This is a genomic window from Streptomyces sp. NBC_00316 (assembly GCF_036158715.1).
In the GTDB taxonomy this organism is placed as follows: domain Bacteria; phylum Actinomycetota; class Actinomycetes; order Streptomycetales; family Streptomycetaceae; genus Streptomyces.
The window spans coordinates 2,454,659-2,473,961 of sequence record NZ_CP108023.1 but is presented as its reverse complement, the minus strand read 5'-3'; the positions used below and the strand labels follow the sequence as shown (position 1 = coordinate 2,473,961).

The following is a 19,303-nucleotide window of genomic DNA, read 5'->3' as shown; positions in this document are numbered from 1 at the left end:
TGACGCTCGAGCGTTCGTGTCGGTCGTGGTGCGCCGATGCTCCAGGACTGCGGGTAGCGCCCGGGGGAACGTCAGCGCGGGGGCGGTGACGTGCGCGGCGACCGCGCCGTTGGACGGAGCCAGGCCGCCTGCCTCGTCGATCCACCCGGTCCCGCCGCCGGGGCCGGTGAGGGTCAGGGCGACGCGGGCGTCGAGCGCCCACAACGCCCTCACCGACGAGGACCCGGACCGACGAGCAAGGACTACACCTCGATCATCAACGTCAAGCAGTACGCGATCCGTCTTCACCGGCAGCCCCGAGGTCGGACGAGCCGTGATGAAGGCGGCGAGCGAGAACCTTGTCCCCGTCACGCTGGAACTGGGCGGCAAGTCTCCGACCATCGTCGCCGCAGGTGGCGGCAGACGAGTCGGCCTGTACGCCGGGTCGCCAGTCGGCGGGCGCGTCCCAGCCGGCCGTGGACGACCTCGACGCGCCAGGCGTGGCGGATCGGTCGGAACACCAGCTGCTTGCGAGGTCACGGGCGACGACGGTCACCGTGACGCCGTGGGCGCGGTTCATGATGATCGGCGCTGCGACCTCCGTCATCGCCATCGAGACCGCGCTCGCCGACCGCTACGGCAAGGGCACCCTGGCCGGCCACCTCGGGAATGCCCGCGCTGACGGACTCCTCACCGAGGAGCAGTACGACCTCCTCGATAGCTGCGGGCGGCCGATCCGGAACAGGTACGCGCACGGGGATCTCACCCATGCCGTGCTGACCCCGCCCCTGGCCATCGGGACGGTCCGTACGTCGATCACGATCCTCGCCGAGTTGCACGCACGCCACGCCCCGGGATTACGGCCGCGAGCGAATGCGCGTTTTCAGCGTGGTCACCGATGGGGTGACGGCGGCGAGGGGGCAACGGCACGAGGCACCCGTGCCGTTGAGGGAAGTGTTCGAAGTCTCAACTCACCAGCGCAGGTGCCTCGTTGGTCCCCAATCCTGCCGCACTCGACCTGCCTCATGCGCTGGTCGAGTGGGTCACCATGCTCATCGTCACCCGCGAGGGTGACCGCCGCTGCAAGCTTTTGCCGCCCAACGCGCGCTTGTCGGTCTTTTGTCCCTGCGCAAGCACGACACCCTGGCCCAGATAGCGGCCGGGTTCGGCATCTCGGTCGGCACCGCCCACGCCTACACGGCCGCGGTGATCGATCTCCTGGCCGCGCGGGCGCCCGGCCTGCTGAAGGTCCTGCGCGAGCACGCACCGGAGTACGCACTGCTCGACGGGACGCTCGCCGAGTGCGACCGGGTGGGCGACGGCCGGGCCGACTACTCGCACAAGCACCGTCGCCACGGCGTGAACGTGCAGGTCGTGACCGACCCGGCTGTGCGGGTGCTGTGGATCTCGCCGGCCTTGCCAGGCCGGTGCCATGACCTGACCGCGGCCCGCACCACAGGATCATCCGGATCTGCGAACGCCAGGGCGTGGCCGTTCTGGCCGACCGCGCCTACCAGGGCGCCAGCCCCTGGGTCACCACCGGGCGCAGACGGCCGCCCGGCGGGCAGTTGACCCCCACAGCAGACGACCCACCGGGCGCTGGCCTCCTCCCGGGCACCCGTCGAACAGGGCATGGCACTGCTGAAGTCCTGGCGGATCTTCCGAGGACCCCGGATCAGCCCCACCCGCATGACGTCAGTCGCCAAGACCGTCCTCACCCTGGCGAGGCAACGCTGAAAATGCTCACTGACAAGGGGGAGCTGCGTGCAGCCGAATGACAGGGCGGCGACAGTGAGGCGGACGCGACTGGGTTCGCTGTCAAACGCCTCGCTTGAATGACGAGGGACAGCAGTTGTCCGGTGGCAACGAACCCAGTCGTAGTCTCAAGGAAGTGAGGCGACTGACACACTGGCCTGGGCAAGGAGGCCGGGCCCTCCGCCCGCCAGCAGACCGTGGACACGGAGAAGACGATCCGCTCAATGCACGGCGACAACGCCTACCCCGCTCTGTTGAGCCCGCGCTCGCTGCCTCAGTGAACTTCTCGAGAGCCGGATAGACCTTGTCGTGCTCAGACAGGACGTTGCGCATGGCGGCATCGATACCTGTTCTCGTCGCGGCCGCGCTGTAGTGGACATCACAAACGGCCACCATTGCCTCGGTACCGGCGTCGGAAACGGGTTCGGGCCCCTCTAGTTCGACGACAGCGGCACGCGCCAGAACCTCTTTGATCGGGACATCCGCTACCAACTCCAGCGTGCGCCTGTTTAGGTCCTCCGGGGTGTAACTCACCCCAGCTGCCGGTAACTCGGCCCGAGCCAACTTTTCGCAAGCCCCAACCTCAGCCTCACGCTCGTAAGACATGCAATGCGGCCAGAAGACTCGCATAGGCGTCGCGCTGATGCTGTCGGCGCACTGCGTCTACCGGCCCTCGTTGAGCCCCCCGCCCCTGCACTAGCCCGGCAGCGAAGGCAGCACCAGCCGCGGTGATAGCTACAGGGGCGGTAATGAGAGCAGCCGTCACAGCAGGATCCATGAGTCTGATCCTGTCCCACACCGCGCACGCCCAACAAGGCTTTCGCCACACCCAGTGGCCGCTGACTGGAAAGCGAGTCGAGCAGACCCCGACCTGGGGCGACTGTGTTGAATGAGACGGGAGGCCAGTCGCCTCGCTTCCTTGAGACGACGACTGGGTTCGTTGATGTAGGTTCTCGCGACTTCCGGCAGAGAGCATCGCGCTGACCAGTTGTTCTCCGGACCGTCTCACGCGGCGGACGGGTGCTTTTGTCTCAGGATGGTGGCGCTTTCCTAGCCTGGGCAGAGGACGGCGATCCGCATGGCATGTCCGGGCAGATAGGCGACGTAAGTCCTTTCCCGGTCCAGTGGTTGCTCGCCTCCGGCTCGGTCGCCATGGCCGCTGCGGGCCCCGTCATCACCGCGCTCCTCGCCGACCTCACCGATAGCCGCGCCTGATCTCAAGCACCGCTCGGCTCCCCGGCCTCGCAACGCCGGCGACGCCGCGGCAACAGCGCGTACGGGGTGCCGGGAGTTTGGATTCGGCGCCCCCGTTCCCGCAGTCATGGCTGCGGGAACGGGCATGCCGCGTTCAGGCATGGGGCAGGAGCCCATCCACCCCGGCTTTCAGCCCCACTGCATCCGCCAGAGGCGGGTTCGCGCCGGGGACTGAGCAGGTCAGGGCGGCGACGCGAGCGGCGAAGGAGCAGGCGTCGGTCAGGTCTTCGAGGCTCAGTGCGTCGAGTCGGCCGCCGAGGTGGCCGAGGGCCGCGAGCCGGTGGAGCAGGCCCGCGGTGAAGGAGTCCCCGGCGCCGACGGTGTCGACGACGTCGATGGCCGGGGCCGCGACGGTGACGCGGAGACCGTCGAGGGAGGCGAGGGCGCCCCGTCCGCCCAAGGTGATGACGACGAGGCGCGCGCCGGCGGCGTGCCAGGTGTCGCACGCCTCCTCGGCGCCAGCACCGGGCAGGAGCAGCGCGAGGTCGTCCTCGCTGAGGCGAAGGATGTCGGCGAGGGCGCACCAGTGGGGGAGCCGTTCGCGGTAGGCGGCGGGGGGTACGAGCAGGGGGCGGACGTTGGGGTCGATGGACACGGTGACGTGCTCGCGTGCCTGGGCGAGGTGGTCCTCGATGCGGGTGCCGCCGGGTTGGCGTATGAGTGCCAGGGAGCCCGTGTGCAGGCAGGCCGCGTCGTCCTGCTGGGTGGCGGCGAGTTCGTCGGTGGTCCACTGCCAGTCGGCGGCGCTGTCGGCGTAGAAGGTGTAGCTGGCCTGGCCGGAGTCGTCGAGGTCGGCGACGGCGAGGGTGCTGGGCTCGGGAGCGGTCACGCTGCCGGTCAGATCGACGCCGGAGGCGCTGAGGCGGGCACGGAAGAGGGTGCCGAAGACGTCGTGGGAGAACCGGCCGAGGAAGCGGGTGGGGGTGCCGAGCCGGGCGAGAGCGACGGCGGTGTTGGCGGGGCCGCCACCGGGCAGGGCCCGCAGTGCGAGTTCATCGGAGCTGGACCGGGCGGGGTCGGTGAAGGCGTCGGCGACGCACTCGCCGAGGACGGTGACACTGACGGGGGCATGGGGTCGGGCCATGGTGACTGTCTGCCTCTCAGGAAGAGCGCGGGTGGCGAAGGGCACCGGGACGGTGGCCCGATGCAGCCCATTGCGCAGGTATTGACATGCCGCTCAAGACGGACGTAACTTCCCTGCCACAAGGAAGTAACACGCGTTATTAAAGCGCGAAACTGGAGGCGGTGTCTCGTCTCCGGCTAGCCGAAAGGGACTGGAAGTGGCCACGAACAGGACGCATCGCGTGACCATGAGCGATGTGGCCCGCCATGCGGGTGTCTCGCGGACCACGGTCTCCTTCGTCCTGAACGACAAGCCCGGTGCCTCCATCCCTGACGAGACCCGTCGGCGGATCCTGGAGGCGATCGACGAGCTCGGCTACCGGCCCAACGCCGGGGCGCGGGCGCTGGCCGCGAACCGCAGCGGGTGGTTCGGGCTGATCACCGAGATCGTGACCGGCCCGTTCGCGGGGGAGGTGATCACGGGCGCGCAGAGCCGCGCCTGGGGTGACCGGAGGTTCCTGCTGATCGCCGCGAGCGAGGGCGATCCCGCCCAGGAGGCCGCCGCGCTCGACCAGATGCTGGAGCACCGGGTGGAAGGGCTGCTGTACGCCACGACCTGGCACCGCGCCGTCACGCTCCCCAAGGCCGCCCGGGAGGTGCCGACGGTGCTCGTCAACTGCTACGACGCGGACGGTGAGCTGCCGTGCATCCTGCCCGACGAGGTGTCGGGCGGATACAAGGCGACCCGCCGGCTCCTGGATGCCGGTCACACCCGCATCGGGTTCATCAACCTCGACCCGGCGATCCCGGCCGCCATCGGCAGGCGCGAAGGGTACGAACGTGCCCTGCGCGAGGCCGGGATCACCCCCGACACCTCCCTCGTCGTCCCCGGCTGGGCGACCGCCGACAGCGCCTATACCGCCGCCTGCGAACTGCTGGACCGCCCGGCCGGCGACCGGCCGACCGCGCTGTTCTGCGGAAACGACCGGATGGCGATGGGCGCGTACGACGCGATCAAGGAACGTGGACTGCGCATCCCGCACGACGTGGCCGTGGTGGGGTTCGACAACCAGGAACTCATCGCCGCCTATCTGCGGCCGAAGCTGACGACGCTCGCCCTGCCCTTCGAGGCCATGGGCACCAAGGGCATTGACATGCTCGCCGCTCTCGCAGCCGGGCAGCCGCTCGACACCCACCGGGTGACGATCGACTGCCCGCTGCTCGAACGCTCGTCGGTCTGACCGCTAATCAGCCCGCCGAGGAATCCCATCCCAGTCTTCGCCCTGTGTGTTGAAGAGAGGAAAAGAGTCTCCATTATGGCACCTTCCCGCATACCTTCACGGCGGCCCCGAGCCGTCCTGAGAGCGGTCACCGCGACCGCCGCCGCAGCCCTGGTCCTGTCCGCCTGTACGGGTGGCTCGGGCACTGCCGGCGCCGGTGACACCTCCGGCGACCAGCTGCTCACCATCCCGCGCGAGGATCTGGCGACGTTCACGCGCAACTTCAACCCGCTCTCCCCGCAGGCCGCCCCTATGACCCTGCAGGCGGTCTACGAGCCGCTGGCGGTGCACAGCATGGCGGATGCCAAGGACACGCCGTGGCTGGCCACCAAGTGGGAGCAGGCCAAGGACGGCAAGTCCCTCACCTTCACATTGCGCGACGGCGTCAAGTGGTCGGACGGCCAGGCTCTCACCGCCGACGACGTCGTCTACACCTTCGAGCTCCAGAAGAAGGTGCTGGGCGGCTTCGACTACCTGGACAAGGTCACCGCGGTCGACGCCCACACGGTGAAGTTCTCCTTCAACAAGGCGTTCTCGACCGCCTTCTTCGAGATCAGCGGCCACTACATCCTGCCGAAGCACATCTGGTCCAAGGTGAAGGACCCGGCGAAGTTCACCAACCCGAACCCGGTCGGCACCGGCCCGTACACCAAGGTCGAGAAGTTCCAGAGTCAGTCGTACGAGCTGCGCAAGAACCCCGACTACTGGCAGCCGGCGAAGCAGCAGATCGCCGGCATCCAGATGCTGGCCTTCTCCGGCAACGACAGCGCCAACATCGCCTTCACCAACGGCGAGGTGGACTGGACGCAGTCGTTCATCCCGGACATCGAGAAGTCCTTCGTCGTCAAGGACAAGAAGCACAACCACTACTGGTTCCCGGCCACCGGCGCCATGATCAACTGGCAGCTGAACACCACCAAGGCCCCCTTCGACGACCCGGCCGTGCGCAAGGCGCTCAGCATGGCGGTAGACCGTGACCAGGTCACCAAGGTCGCGATGAACGGCTACGCCGAACCCGCCGACTGCACGGGTATGGCCCGCACTTACGACAAGTGGCGTGACACGTCGCTGGCCGCCTCCTGCACCTGGACGAAGTACGACACCGACGCGGCGGCCAAGGCCCTGGATGCGGCTGGCTACAAGGAGAGCGGAGGCAAGCGCAAGCTGAAGAACGGCAAGAACTTCACGCTCGACATCTCCGTCGGCTCGGCCTCCTCCGACTGGATCTCGGTCGCCAACATCATCAAGCAGGACCTGGCGAAGGTCGGCATCACCGCCATCGTGAAGACGCCCGACTGGTCGGCGGTCTCGTCGTCGTACAACACCGGCACGTTCGAGACCGGCATCGTGTGGAGCAACAACGGCGCCACGCCGTACGAGTACTTCCGCGGCGTGATGTCGACCAAGATGGTGCAGCCGGTCGGCAAGCAGGCCACGGAAAACTACCACCGCTTCGGCGACAAGAAGGCCGACAAGCTCATCGACGCCTTCGCCGCTGCCACGGACGAGAGTGCGCAGCGCGAGCAGATGAATGGTCTGCAGGCGCTGTACAACAAGGACGCGCCCGTCGTCCCGCTGTTCACCGGCCCCGAGTGGGGCGCGTACACGGACGCCCGCTTCACCGGCTGGCCCACCGAAGAGAACCCGTACGCCACCCTCGGCAACCGCAACGGCAGCACGATCCTCGTGCTCACGTCGCTGAAGCCCGTCAAGGGCTGACGCCTGGCGAACCGACGGCCGTCCTCCTCCCCGGACGGCCGCCCCGCCACCGACTTCCCGCACCCCCACCGACAGGAGCACGACCCGTGCGTCTCATCCTGCGCAATCTGGGGTTCTATCTGCTCGCCTTCTGGGCCTCCATCACCCTGAACTTCGTTCTCCCGCGCTTCATGCCGGGCGACCCGGTCTCACGGATGTTCGCGCAGGCCCAGGGCACCATGCAGCCCGACCAGATAGCCCAGCTGCGCAAACTCTTCGGCCTCGACAACCGCCCCCTCTGGGAGCAGTACGTCTCCTACGTCAAGAGCGTCTTCACCGGCGACCTCGGCATCTCCATCACCCGCTTCCCCACCCCGGTCACCGACGTGATCGGCTCGCAGATCGGCTGGACCCTGCTCCTCGGTGGCGTCGCGCTCGTCATCGCCGCCGTGCTCGGCAACCTGCTCGGCATCGTCGCCGCCTGGCGGCGCGGCGGCGTCCTCGACTCCGCCTTCCCGCCCCTGCTGATCTTCGTCGGCTCCTTCCCGTACTTCTGGCTGGCGATGGGCGCGCTGTACCTGTTCGGGGTGAGCCTGGGCTGGTTCCCGATGCGGCACGCCTACGACGTCGGCCTGACCCCCGGCTTCAACGGCGAATTCCTCTCCAACGTCGCCACCCACCTGGTGCTGCCGGCGCTGACCATCGTGCTGGTCTCCATCGGCGGCTGGATGCTCGGCATGCGCAACACCATGATCGCCACGACGGCCGAGGACTACATCACCATGGCCGAGGCCAAGGGGCTCAGCCCCTCGCGAATCATGTTCCGCTACGCCGCCCGCAACGCCCTGCTCCCCTCCGTTACCAACTTCGGCATGGCACTCGGCTTCGTCGTCGGCGGCGCCCTGCTCACCGAGGTCGTGTTCGCCTACCCCGGCATCGGCTATCAGCTGCTGATGGCCGTCCAGGGCCTGGACTACCCGCTGATGCAGGGCATCTTCCTGACGATCACGGCGGCGGTACTGATTGCGAACTTCCTCGTCGACCTCGTCTATGTCCGCCTCGACCCGCGCGTCCGCGTCCGCTGAAGGGGGCTGCCGACATGACCGCCATCGAAATCGCAACGGCCACCACGCCGACAGTCCCCGCGCGCCCTTCCCGCCGGCGCGGACTGCTACGCCAGCTCACCGACAGCAAGAAGGCGATGACCGGGCTGATGCTGCTCGCTCTCTTCGCTCTCCTTGCTCTGCTCGCTCCCGTCCTCGTCCCGGGTGAACCGTCGCTCATCAACTCCACGGGCAGCCAGGTCCCTTCGGCCGCACACTGGCTCGGTACGACCGCCAAGGGACAGGACGTGCTCGCCCTCACCCTGTGGGGCGCGCGCAGCTCGCTCTTCGTCGGGTTCACGGTGGGGCTGGTGGCGACCGCGGTCGCCATCGTCGTCGGCCTCGCGGCCGCCTACTTCGGCCGCATTGTGGACGACGCGATGACCCTGGTCACCAACATCTTCCTGCTGCTGCCCGGACTGCCGCTGCTCATCATCCTGGCCGCGTTCCTGCCGCCCGGGACCTCCACCGTGATCCTGGTCCTCGTCGTCACCGGCTGGGCGGGCTCGGCCCGGGTCCTGCGCGCGCAGGCCAAGTCGATCCGGGGCAAGGACTTCGTGGCCGCCGCGGTCGTCACCGGGGAGCGCCCGCTGCGGATCATGTTCCGCGAGATCCTGCCCAACATGGCGTCCGTGGTGATGACCACGCTGCTCGGCTGCGTGATCTTCGGCATCGGCGCCCAGGCCGGCCTGGAATTCCTCGGGCTCGGCGACAGCAGCGTCGTCAGCTGGGGTACCAACCTGTACTGGGCCAGCAACGACGGCGCGTTGATGACCGGCGCCTGGTGGGCCTTCGTCCCCTCCGGACTGTGCATCGCGCTCGTCGCGTTCGCGCTCGCGCTGGTCAACTATGCGGTCGACGAGATCACCAACCCGAGGCTGCGCAACCGCCGTGCCCGCCGCGAGAGGAGGGGCTGAGCCATGGAACCCGTACTTGAACTGAGCGGCCTGCGCGTCGAATACCGCGGCGACGGGCGCACCGTGGTCGGCGCCGACGACGTCTCCTTCTCCATCGGCGCCGGAGAGATCTTCGGCCTCGCCGGAGAGTCCGGCTGCGGCAAGTCGACCATCGCCAACGCGGTCATGCGGCTGCTGAAGCCCCCGGCGGAGATCACCGCGGGCAGCATCCGCTTCCAGGGGCGGGACGTCCTCGCCCTGGACGCGCGTGAGCTGCGCGCCTTCCGATGGCGGGAGATCGCGATGGTCTTCCAGTCGGCGATGAACTCCCTCAACCCCGTTCTGACCATCGGCGAGCAGTTCGTCGACATCTTCACCACCCACGAGAAGCTGAAGAAGCGGGTCGCGCGGGAGCGGGCGGGAGAGCTCCTGGAGCTGGTGGGCATCGACCCGGGGCGGCTGAAGGCGTACCCGCACCAGCTGTCCGGCGGTATGCGCCAGCGCGTGGTCATCGCCATGGCCGTCGCGCTCCGCCCCCGACTGCTGATCATGGACGAGCCGACGACCGCGCTCGACGTGGTCGTGCAGCAGGAGATCATGGCGCAGATCCGCGACCTTCAGCGGGAGCTGGGCTTCTCCATCCTCTTCATCACTCACGACATGTCCCTGATGGTCGAGCTGTCGGACCGCATGGGCGTGATGTACGGCGGACGGATCGTGGAACTCGCCGCCGCCAAGGACCTGTTCGCGGGGCCCCTCCACCCGTACACCGAGGCGCTGATGAACGCCTTCCCGCCGCTTACCGGCCCGCGCCGCGAACTCACCGGCCTTTTCGACGCCCCGCGCACTGCCGACAGCTGTGGCTTCCACGTCCGCTGTCCCGAGGACCGCTCGGACTGCTCCATGACCATCCCCGACCTGCGCGAGGTCGCGCCCGGCCGCTGGGTGGCCCGCAGTGTGGCCCCCAGTCCGGAAGGAGCCTCCCGATGACCGAACCGACCGAACCCCTGCTCTCCGTACGCGGCCTGACCAAGGACTTCCAGGTCGGCACCGTCTTCTCCCGGCGCCGCGTCCGTGCCGTCAACGACGTCTCCTTCGATCTCCCGGCCGGCCGGATCACCGCCCTGGTCGGCGAGTCCGGTAGCGGCAAGTCCACCATCGCCCGCTGCCTCGCCCGCCTCGAACAGCCCTCGGCCGGACAGGTGCTGCTCGACGGCGAGGACGTCCTGCGCACCGAGCGGCGCCGGGTGTCACGGGCGTACCGCCGCAAGGTCCAGATGGTGTTCCAGGACCCCTTCGGCTCGCTCAACCCGGTCCACCGCATCGAGCACTTCCTCACCCGGGCCCTCGTGGTGCACGGCCGCCCCGCCACCCGCGAGGCGCTGTGCGAGCTGATGGCGACGGTCGGCCTGACAGAGGACATGCTCCAGTCCTACCCGCACGAACTCTCCGGCGGCCAGCGTCAGCGCGTCTCCATCGCCCGTGCGCTGGCAGTGGAGCCGCGCCTGATCCTGGCCGACGAACCGACGTCGATGCTGGACGTCTCCGTGCGCGTCGGCGTGCTCAACCTGATGCGGCGCCTGCGCGACGAGCGGAACATCGCCATGCTCTACATCACCCACGACCTGGGCTCCGCCCGCTACCTCGCGGACACCACGATGGTCATGTTCGCCGGCGAACTCGTTGAGGGCGGCGACGCACTGGCCGTCATGGACGCCCCCGCCCACCCCTACACCCGCCTACTGCTGTCCGCCGTACCCGACCCCGAACGGGCCGGCAGCTACGACCCCGTCGAGCGCGCCAGGCTCCGCGAGGCGATCCTCAACCCCACGTCCTGCCCCTACGGCGACGACGGCGCGTGCAGCCGCACCGACCCCGTCCGCCACATCGTCGGCGAGAACGACGGACAACCCCACTGGGTGCGCTGCCACCTGCGCGCACCCACCTCCGACATCGCCCGCCGCGTCCTCAAGGCCACCGACCGGCCGGACGGCGAGGCCACCGACGACACCGAGAAAGCGGAGACCACCGCCGCATGACCCACGACCTCACCCTCCCCTCCGGCACCCCCACCGCCGAGGGGCTGGCCGAACGCGCCCTGCGCGACCCCCACCGCCCCCGCTTCCACTTCACCTCGCCCGGCGGCTGGCTCAACGACCCCAACGGGCTGAGTCACTGGAACGGCGTCTACCACCTCTTCTACCAGTACAACCCGCTCGCCGCCGCCCACCACCGCATCCACTGGGGCCACGCCACCAGTATCGACCTCGTGCACTGGGCCGATGAGCCAGTCGCCCTGGTGCCAGGCTCGGACGGCCCGGACCGTGACGGCTGTTGGTCCGGTGTCCTGGTGGACGACGGGGGAGTGCCCACACTCGTCTACTCCGGCAGGCACGGCGAGCATGAACTCCCCTGCGTGGCCAGGGGATCGGCCGACCTGCGGTACTGGACCAAGGACCCGGCCAACCCGGTCATCACCGCCCCGCCCGAGGGCACCGACATCACGGCCTTCCGCGACCACTGCGTCTGGCAGGAGGGCCAGGTGTGGCGCCAGCTGGTGGGCTCGGGCATCCGGGGCGCCGGCGGAACGGCCTTCCTGTACGAATCCGACGACCTGCGCAGCTGGCGGTACGTCGGCCCGCTGCTGACGGGTGACGCCTCGCAGAACCGGGGCGAGCTCGACTGGACGGGCACGATGTGGGAGTGCGTCGACCTCTTCGGCATCGACGGCGCCGACGTCCTGGTCTTCTCCGCCTGGGATGAGGGCACCACCCACCACTCCCTGTACTGGACCGGCCGCTACCAGGGCGACACCTTCACCCCGACCGGCCTCCACCGGCTCGACTACGGCGGCCGCTACTTCTACGCCCCCCAGTCCACCGGCGACGAGCACGGCCGCCGCATCATGTTCGGCTGGCTCCAGGAGGGCCGGACGGACGAGGCGAACGCGCAGGCTGGCTGGTGCGGTGTGATGTCCCTGCCGAGGGTCGTCACGCCCGCCACGGACGGCGGCCTGCACCAGGCCCCGGTGCCGGAGCTGACCGAGCTGCGGCGGGAGCGCGTAGAGGTGGCTCCAGGCCGGCTGGCCGACCCGTACAGCCGGCTGCCCGCCGTGCGCGGGGAGCAGCTGGATATCGAGACGACCCTGCGCCTGGGCACCGGAGCGACCGCCCGGCTCGTGGTCCGGGAGACACCGGACGGCGCGGAACGCACGGTCGTGGAGGTGAGCCGGTCGCACGACGGAGCGGGCACGCTCCGACTGCACCGCGAGAGCAGCAGCCTCGACCCGACGGTCGACACCGAACCCCGGTACGGCGAACTGCCGTTGGACCCCGACGGGCGGGTCGACCTGCGCGTCCTCGTCGACCACTCCGCACTGGAGATCTTCGCCAACGGGCGTGCCCTGACTGCCCGCATCTACCCCACCCGCCCGGACGAGGCCGTCGGCGTCGGTATCGGTGCCGACGGCGACGTGGCCCTGGAGCGGTTCGACGCCTGGCAAATGGCGTCGGCCTTCACCGACGGACCCCGGCCGCTGTGGCCGTGACCGTCTTACACACGACCACGGCCCGCGGGGTGGACGTCCCCCCGGGCCGTGGCCCCCTCCCTGTTCTCCCTCAGGAGCCGTCATGAGCGTGTCCCGCCGTACCCTCCTGCTCGCCGGAGGAACCGCCGCCACCCTGCTCCCTCTCGGAGGCATCCTCCCCGCAGCACAGGCCGCCGCCCCGAGCGCCGCTGGAGCGACCCCCGCCGCCACCCCGATTCCCGACCCCATCCCCGTCACCGGCACCTGGACCCGCACCTCCGACGGCGGCCAGAAGGCGACAGCCGGCCGTCGCGGGCCCGCCCTCGCCCTGTCCGAGCAGCAACTCGCGGCCAAGGGCACGTACACGGCCCGCATAACGCCCCAATCCTCTTCCTCCGTAGGTGCGTTGGTGTTCCGGGCCGCCCTCGACGGCTCGACCGGATACGCGATCGCCCTCGACCCCGGCCGCTCCCGCATACGGCTCTACGACCTGGCCGGCGGCGACACACTCGCCACCGCTCCACTTCCAGGAGCGCGGACCGCAAGACCTCATGACCTCGAAGTGGCAGTCGACGGACCCGAGCTGACGGTACATGTCGACGGCCAGCGGCTCCTCCACGCCGAGGACCACCGCCACGACACCGGCTCGGTGGGCCTGCTCGCCCAGGACGGCAAGGTCACCTTCGGCCCGCCCTCCCTCTCCTCAGTCACCACCAACCTCACCGGCTGGACCACGAGCGGCGGCACTTGGACGGCGAGTCCGCTGGGCTGGCGCGCGGCCACAACCCAGGGAGCCACCGCCCGCGCCATCAGCACGACCCAGACGTACGACACCGCGCTTCAGGCCGACCTGCTCCTGCACGACGCCTCCGCCATCGCCTCACTGCTGGTGCGCACCGACGCCACGGCCACGCACGGATACGGCGTCCAAGTCGACGCGGACCAGGGCAGGCTGAGGCTCTACCGCATCGACGGCAACGTCACCCTCGGCACCTACGCGACCACCATCAAGGCCGACACGGTCTACCGCCTGCGCATCGAAGCCGAACACGACGAACTGCGCGTGCACTGGCAGACCAACTTCTTCTCTCCCGACGGCTACAGCCCCGTCATCACCGCCCAGGACTCCACCCACACCAAGGGCCGACTCGCCGTCTCGGCATTGGCCGGCGAGGTGTCCTTCGAGAACATCGCCGCCGCCGACCTCGCCACCGGCCTCCAGGGCTGGACGGCCCGCTCCGGCACCTGGACCCCCGACCTGCGCGGCATCCGCGGCGAGAACGGCCTGCGCACGGCCCCCTCCACCGACGGCGACCTGGTGGCGAGAGCCGACATCACCCCCGGCGACCGCTCCTCCTCGGCCGGCCTCGTCCTGCGCGCGTCCGCGAACGGCTCCGGCGGCTACGAAGCCCGCCTGGAAGCCGGCCGCAACGCCGTCGTCCTGCTGGACCGCTCCTCCAGCGCCCGCCTCGCCTCCGCCTCCGGCCCGGTCCGGCGCATCACGGCCGGAAGCACGTACCGCGTCGAGGCCCGCGCGATGGGCAGAACCATCGAGGTGTACGTGGACGGCGTACGGGCGCTCAAGACCCGCGTGTCCCGCACCAAGGGCGCCACCTTCGGCACCGCCGCCGCGCACGGGACGTCGTACTTCCAGAACGTCGAGGTCCACAGCACCGCCGACTACTTCACCGAGCCGTACCGCCCCACGTACCACTACTCCCAGCTCACCGGCTCCACCAGCGACCCCTGCGGCCTGCTGCACTACGACGGCGAGTACCACCTCTTCCACCAGGACGAGGGCCGCTGGGCGCACGCGGTCAGCACCGACCTCGTCCACTGGCAGCCCCTGCCGATCGCCCTGCCCTGGAACGCCTATGGCCACTGCTGGACCGGCTGCGCGGTCGTGGACGCCGACGACACCTCCGGTCTCTTCGACGGCGGCTCGGGCCTGATCGCCTATTACACGAGCTACCACCCGGACAAGATGGGCGGGAACGCCAGCGTGCGCATCGCGTACAGCAGGGACAACGGCCGCTCCTGGCAGCTGCACGGCGGCTCGACCCCGGCCGTGCAGAACCCGGGCGGCCTCGACGCCGGCTGGACCTTCCGCGACCCGAAGGTCATCCGCGACGAGGTTCACGACCAGTGGCTGATGGTCGTCTCCGGCGGCGACCACATCCGCTTCTTCACCTCCACCGACCTACTCACCTGGACCCAGGTCAGCTCCTTCGGCTACGGCGACTGGGCCACGCCCGGCGTCTGGGAGTGCCCCGACTTCTTCCCGCTGCCGGTCGACGGCGACAAGGACAAGGTGAAGTGGGTCCTCACCCTGAGCACCGGTGCCGTACGCGCCACGAACGGCTCGGCCGCCCAGTACTTCACGGGTGACTGGAACGGCACCGGTTTCACTCCCGACCAGAAGGCCGGCACGGTCCTGCGCGCCGACTCCGGCCGTGACTACTACGCCGCCATGTCCTTCTACGGCCTGCCCGACGACCGCCGCGTCTGGCTCGGCTGGATGAGCAACTGGGACTACCCCTTCAGCGCCCCGACCGGCGGCTGGAACGGCCAGCTGAGCACCCCCCGCGAACTGACACTCACGAACACCGCCGACGGCGTACGCCTGGTGCAGCGCCCGGTCCGCGAGCTGACCGCCCTGCGCTCCTCTGCCACGACCCGCAAGAACCTCTCCGTCGGCCCCGACTCGGCGAATCCGCTCACACGTGTCACGGGTATCGCCTACGAGATCGAGGCCGAGATCACCCTTGGCACCGCCACAGAGATCGGCTTCCGGCTCCGGACCGACGACGACCAGCACACGACGGTCGGATACCACGCGGAGGCGCAGGAGCTGTTCGTGGACCGCTCGGCATCGGGCCTGAGTGACTTCACGCAGTACTTCACGGGCCGCACGGTCGCGCCGATGAAGACGACCGACGGCCGCGTGACCCTGCGCGTGTACGTTGACTCGTCCTCGCTCGAGGCATTCGGCGGGGACGGACAGGCCGCCGTGACCAGCCTGATCTTCCCCGGCCCGGACGCCGACGGCATGGCCTTCTACGCCAAGGGCGGCACCGCACACATCGAGTCGCTCAAGGTGCACAGGCTGGACAGCACCTTCCGCCTGGTGGATCGGGTGAAGCCGCTGGTGGCCGCCCCGACCGGCGGTGAATTCCGCTCGGACCTCGGCAACTTGACGATCACCCCCGCGGGTCGCTGGTCGACGGACAGCGCGGGCCGCGCCGGAAGCTTCGACAAGGACTCCAACGCGATCTCGTCCCTCACGGCGACGGACTTGGACCTCACCACCCTGGTCCGGCTCGGCGGCCCCGACCCGGACACGGGCGGCGCCCTCTCCCTCCTCTGGCGCGCCTCCTCCGACGGCACCGATGCCTACTGCCTCAACATCGACCCCGACCTACGCGTGATCCGCCTGGTCGCCAAGGCCAACGGCTTCTTCGACGACGGCGCCGCCCTCGCCCGCGTCCCGGCCCTGCTCCGCCGCGGCACGACCTACCCTGTCCGCATCCTCACCGAGGGCGACCGCATCCAGGTGTTCCTCAACGGCGAGCGGATCATCGACGTGACGGACACGACGTACACGAGCGGACACATCGGCCTCAACGTGTTCGGAGGGAGGGCGGCCTACCAGGACACGTACGTGAAGCAGCTGTAACCACCGACCAGGCCGACCTACGGCAATGCCCGCGAGGCTCCACCCCCGAGTAACGGGGCGGAGCCTCTGCGCGCTGGAAGGACAGTCCGCTGTGAGTGGGTTCGGAACCCCTTCCCGAATTGGCGAGATCGGCCCTCGGCGACGCCCCGCGGAAGGGCCCACTTGTCTCCGCTCCCGGAAAGCTCACCGCCTTCGCTGGCGGCCCTGCTGAGACCCGGCAGGGCGGAGCTCGGTGCCGTTCTTCAGCAGTGCGAGGCGGACGGTGGCGAGGCTGGCCTCCTCTCGATCGGCGATGGCTTGCAGCGATAGGCGGTCGTGTTCGTACCAGATGCGCCACTGCCCGACGCGGGTGGCGGTGTGCTGGGTGCGCCGAAACCGCGGTGGGCTCCAGTCGTCGGGGTGCTTCGACAGCAGGTAGGTGACGTGGGCGGTGGTGGTGTTCAAGGTGTGCGCGAGCTGGGCGATGGAGAAGTCGCCTCCGGGAACGGCCTGGTGGAGCTGGGCGACGCTGATGCTGTCCGTGTCGGGCCCGGGGAGCACGAGGTCGTGCAGTGCGCGGGCGGGGAGCCGCGGTGCCCATTGGACGGGCTCGTCGATGGTGTGCTCCTCGAGGAGGTTCTGTGCGGTGCGGTCGAGCAGTTCGGCCTCGGGGGGCAGGATCCGCCAGCGAAAGCGCTGGTATTGCTGGCGTTGAACGGGGGTGGCGGGGCGCGATGTCCGGGTGGGCGAGGTGCGCGGGTGATCCGGTCAGGGTGTGGAATAGCCAGCGTTGTGCGTGTACGGGGTCGAGGCTGGGGTTGGATCGCAGCCGCCGTTGCAGATCCAGCCAGGTCTGCACGTCGATGAAACGTGAGCGCGCGGCGAACAGCGCACGACGGCGTGCATAGTCGATCGGGGCGCCGTGCACATCGAGGTGGTCGGCGAGCAGGATCAACGTGTGCAGGACATCGGCGCCGTCCTGGTGGCGGGTGAGGCCGGCGAGGAACGTGGACACGTTGTGGCTACTGACGGTGGTGCCGGTCAGGTGGACCGCGGCGCGGATCGAGGTGGTTTTGCCAGCCAACAGGCGGGCGACGGTGAGGAGTTCGTCGATGCGTTGAGCAACGGGTTTGCCGCTGGGGTGACTTGGGGAAAGCCGCAAGGTCCACTCGGGCCATAGGGCGGTCGGTAGGGCGCAGCCGTACCCGTAGCGTCCCGGAACTGATCCGGCACCGCACGGGAGCCGGCAGGGTGACGGCTTCACCGTCCAGGCGCGGCCCTGGCTGGCGACGAGTCGCGCAGCAGGTTCCAGACAGAACGGGCAATGCGGGAGCGCGCGAGCCTCGAAGATCGCCGGGCGGCCGTGCGGCTTTTCGCTGTTCGCCGGTGGCCGGCCGATCCGGCTCCGGTGATCAGTGCTGGGGGTGCGGACGGTAGAACAGGGGGCGCCGCTGGGCGGCGGGGGCCGGAGCAAGACGGCCCATTTTGACGCGCATCATGACGGCGCGGACCACCTCGGTCAGGCCCAGGACTATGGCCATGATGCCCACTACCAGGGTGAGTGCCGCGATCGAGGCGAACGGCGAGACGATCAGCACGATGCCCGCCAGAGCGCTGATGATCCCGAAAGCCACATGCCAGCCTCGGGCCGGCATGTCCTGGGCGGAGGCAGCCGCGGCCGTCTCCATGGTGCCGCGCAGCAGCCAGCTGAAGCCGATCCACAGGGCGAGCAGCAGGATCGACTCCAGGCCGCCTCGGAAGCAGATCAACCCCAGCAGGATGGAGAGCGAGCCTGTGAGGAAATGCATCACCCGAAGATGCCGGGGCACGTGGGTGCCGAAGGCGCCGGCCAGCTCGAAGACGCCGGTTGCCAGCAGATAGACGCCGAAGAGGTCGAGGTCGACTATCTCTCTGACTAGCGCACGAAAATCTATGTCGGCTGGAGTAGACATTGGGTGGTGGTGTGGCTATGGTTTCTCTCGTAGCCGAGATCAGCAAGGCCCGGCAGAGACGAACTGGCGGGCAGTAGTACACGCAGTTGCAGTTTGCAGGGCGGTGCGGTGGTGGAGTTCCGAAGCCAGGGCTGTTGCAGGATGGCGACGGGACTGACGATCGGACCGGGTGGCCCGCAGTGATCTGATCAGGGGCCGCCATGAGCAGTACCGCAATGGCAGTACCCGCAAGTGCAGGTCGCAGTACTCAGCAGTGAAGTCAGTGAGTAGCACCTCGGTGAAGGCGTCGGCTGCGGGCGCGCGCACCGGGAGGTTCGGCAGTGGGGTTCTAAGCCAGAGCAGATGCAGGACGGGCGACGGGGCTGGCTGCCGAAGAGTGGCGCTGTCGCAGGCCACTGGGTAGTTCGCATCACCAGCAGTGCGCAGTACCCCGCTTGGTAAGTGATTGATCCCAGAGGGAAGAACGGAGGAGCCAGGCACCATCAGGATCGCCCGGGCGGAAGTCTTGGACCCGGGTACCGCAGGACATCGATAGTGAGGTGGTCTCCGGTCAAGCAACCGCGATCCCCGCACCCCCGACAGCATTCCGGTCGGGTCTGCGGAAACAGAGGGCCGGCGCAGTATCAGGGTCGGCAGATGGTGTAGCAGTTCCTTCGGGGCCCTGGTGCCGGTATGGCGCCAGGGCCCCTCCACGCGTTCCACAGAGAGGTGCAATGACAGCAGACGACTCGTTCGGCCGTCTCGACGACGACGACTACCCCGCCTACACCATGGGCCGGGCCGCCGAGATGCTCGGCACCACCCAGGGCTTCCTCCGCGCCATCGGCGAAGCCCGCCTCATCACCCCGCTCCGATCCGCGGGCGGCCACCGCCGCTACTCCCGCTACCAACTGCGCATCGCCGCCCGCGCCCGGGAACTCGTCGACCAGGGCACCCCCATCGAGGCCGCCTGTCGCATCGTGATCCTGGAAGACCAGCTCGAAGAAGCCCAGCGCATCAACGCCGAATACCGCCACGCCGCCGAATCTGAGAACCCGACGACCGCGGGCTGAGGTGGTGCGTGTCCGCCGGTACCGCACGCCTGTCGGGAGTGTGGTGCGTCATGTAGTGACAGGCCGTGCGGACGCGTGGCTTCTGTGCCAA

The 19,303-nt window shown here is 69.1% G+C and carries 15 protein-coding genes and 1 pseudogene; 13 read left to right on the top strand and 3 right to left on the bottom strand.

From position 1 onward, the window contains the following. Positions 1–16: 16 nt before the first annotated feature. From OG878_RS42255 to OG878_RS10935, 3 genes and pseudogenes are all read left to right on the top strand, one after another. Positions 17–661, top strand: coding sequence for an aldehyde dehydrogenase family protein (locus OG878_RS42255; RefSeq protein ID WP_443049092.1), 645 nt, complete (start codon positions 17–19; stop codon positions 659–661). Between the two features lie 309 nt (positions 662–970). After that, a pseudogene (locus OG878_RS10940) lies at positions 971–1,716 on the top strand (transposase family protein). Positions 1,717–2,817: 1,101 nt separating this feature from the next. Next, positions 2,818–2,949 carry a hypothetical protein gene (locus OG878_RS10935; protein ID WP_267006449.1) on the top strand — a complete coding sequence of 44 codons (132 nt, stop codon included), beginning with the start codon at positions 2,818–2,820 and terminating at the stop codon, positions 2,947–2,949. 133 nt (positions 2,950–3,082) lie between these two features. On the opposite strand, the gene OG878_RS10930 is transcribed toward OG878_RS10935, so the two are convergent. After that, a complete protein-coding gene (locus tag OG878_RS10930; RefSeq protein WP_328886604.1) occupies positions 3,083–4,072 on the bottom strand; it encodes a carbohydrate kinase family protein in 990 nt (329 codons plus the stop codon). Between the two features lie 226 nt (positions 4,073–4,298). Between OG878_RS10930 and OG878_RS10925 the strand changes: the two genes are divergently transcribed. The 8 genes from OG878_RS10925 (at position 4,299) to OG878_RS10890 (ending at position 16,229) form a co-directional block, all read left to right on the top strand. Then, positions 4,299–5,291: a LacI family DNA-binding transcriptional regulator gene (locus OG878_RS10925; protein ID WP_328891204.1), complete on the top strand. Its 993-nt coding sequence runs from the start codon at positions 4,299–4,301 to the stop codon at positions 5,289–5,291. 75 nt (positions 5,292–5,366) lie between these two features. After that, on the top strand, positions 5,367–7,049 hold the full coding sequence (locus OG878_RS10920) for an ABC transporter substrate-binding protein (RefSeq protein WP_328886603.1): 1,683 nt from the start codon (positions 5,367–5,369) through the stop codon (positions 7,047–7,049). An 86-nt stretch (positions 7,050–7,135) separates the two neighbouring features. Beyond that, entirely contained in the window at positions 7,136–8,113 is a 978-nt protein-coding gene (locus OG878_RS10915; protein ID WP_267006452.1) for an ABC transporter permease, read from the top strand. A gap of 14 nt (positions 8,114–8,127) precedes the next feature. Beyond that, positions 8,128–9,048 carry an ABC transporter permease gene (locus OG878_RS10910; protein WP_328886602.1) on the top strand — a complete coding sequence of 307 codons (921 nt, stop codon included), beginning with the start codon at positions 8,128–8,130 and terminating at the stop codon, positions 9,046–9,048. Positions 9,049–9,051: 3 nt separating this feature from the next. After that, complete coding sequence (locus OG878_RS10905; RefSeq protein WP_328886601.1) at positions 9,052–10,017, top strand: ABC transporter ATP-binding protein; 966 nt, start codon at positions 9,052–9,054, stop codon at positions 10,015–10,017. Next, positions 10,014–11,066, top strand: coding sequence for an ATP-binding cassette domain-containing protein (locus OG878_RS10900; RefSeq protein ID WP_328886600.1), 1,053 nt, complete (start codon positions 10,014–10,016; stop codon positions 11,064–11,066). The genes OG878_RS10905 and OG878_RS10900 overlap by 4 nt, the downstream gene beginning before the upstream one ends. Further along, the gene (locus OG878_RS10895) at positions 11,063–12,574 is read left to right on the top strand and encodes a glycoside hydrolase family 32 protein (RefSeq protein ID WP_328886599.1); all 1,512 of its coding nucleotides are present in this window, start codon (positions 11,063–11,065) and stop codon (positions 12,572–12,574) included. Before OG878_RS10900 ends, OG878_RS10895 begins: the two co-directional genes overlap by 4 nt. A gap of 82 nt (positions 12,575–12,656) precedes the next feature. Beyond that, positions 12,657–16,229, top strand: coding sequence for a glycoside hydrolase family 32 protein (locus tag OG878_RS10890; protein WP_328886598.1), 3,573 nt, complete (start codon positions 12,657–12,659; stop codon positions 16,227–16,229). 183 nt (positions 16,230–16,412) lie between these two features. On the opposite strand, the gene OG878_RS10885 is transcribed toward OG878_RS10890, so the two are convergent. Continuing rightward, positions 16,413–16,769 carry a hypothetical protein gene (locus OG878_RS10885; protein WP_328886597.1) on the bottom strand — a complete coding sequence of 119 codons (357 nt, stop codon included), beginning with the start codon at positions 16,767–16,769 and terminating at the stop codon, positions 16,413–16,415. 361 nt (positions 16,770–17,130) lie between these two features. Between OG878_RS10885 and OG878_RS42250 the strand changes: the two genes are divergently transcribed. After that, entirely contained in the window at positions 17,131–17,388 is a 258-nt protein-coding gene (locus tag OG878_RS42250; RefSeq protein WP_443049091.1) for a hypothetical protein, read from the top strand. A gap of 232 nt (positions 17,389–17,620) precedes the next feature. On the opposite strand, the gene OG878_RS10875 is transcribed toward OG878_RS42250, so the two are convergent. Further along, positions 17,621–18,160, bottom strand: a complete 540-nt coding sequence (locus tag OG878_RS10875; protein ID WP_328886596.1) for an HdeD family acid-resistance protein — start codon at positions 18,158–18,160, stop codon at positions 17,621–17,623. A 713-nt stretch (positions 18,161–18,873) separates the two neighbouring features. Here OG878_RS10875 and OG878_RS10870 point away from each other — a divergent pair. Further along, entirely contained in the window at positions 18,874–19,212 is a 339-nt protein-coding gene (locus tag OG878_RS10870) for a MerR family transcriptional regulator (RefSeq protein WP_328886595.1), read from the top strand. Positions 19,213–19,303 lie beyond the last annotated feature (91 nt).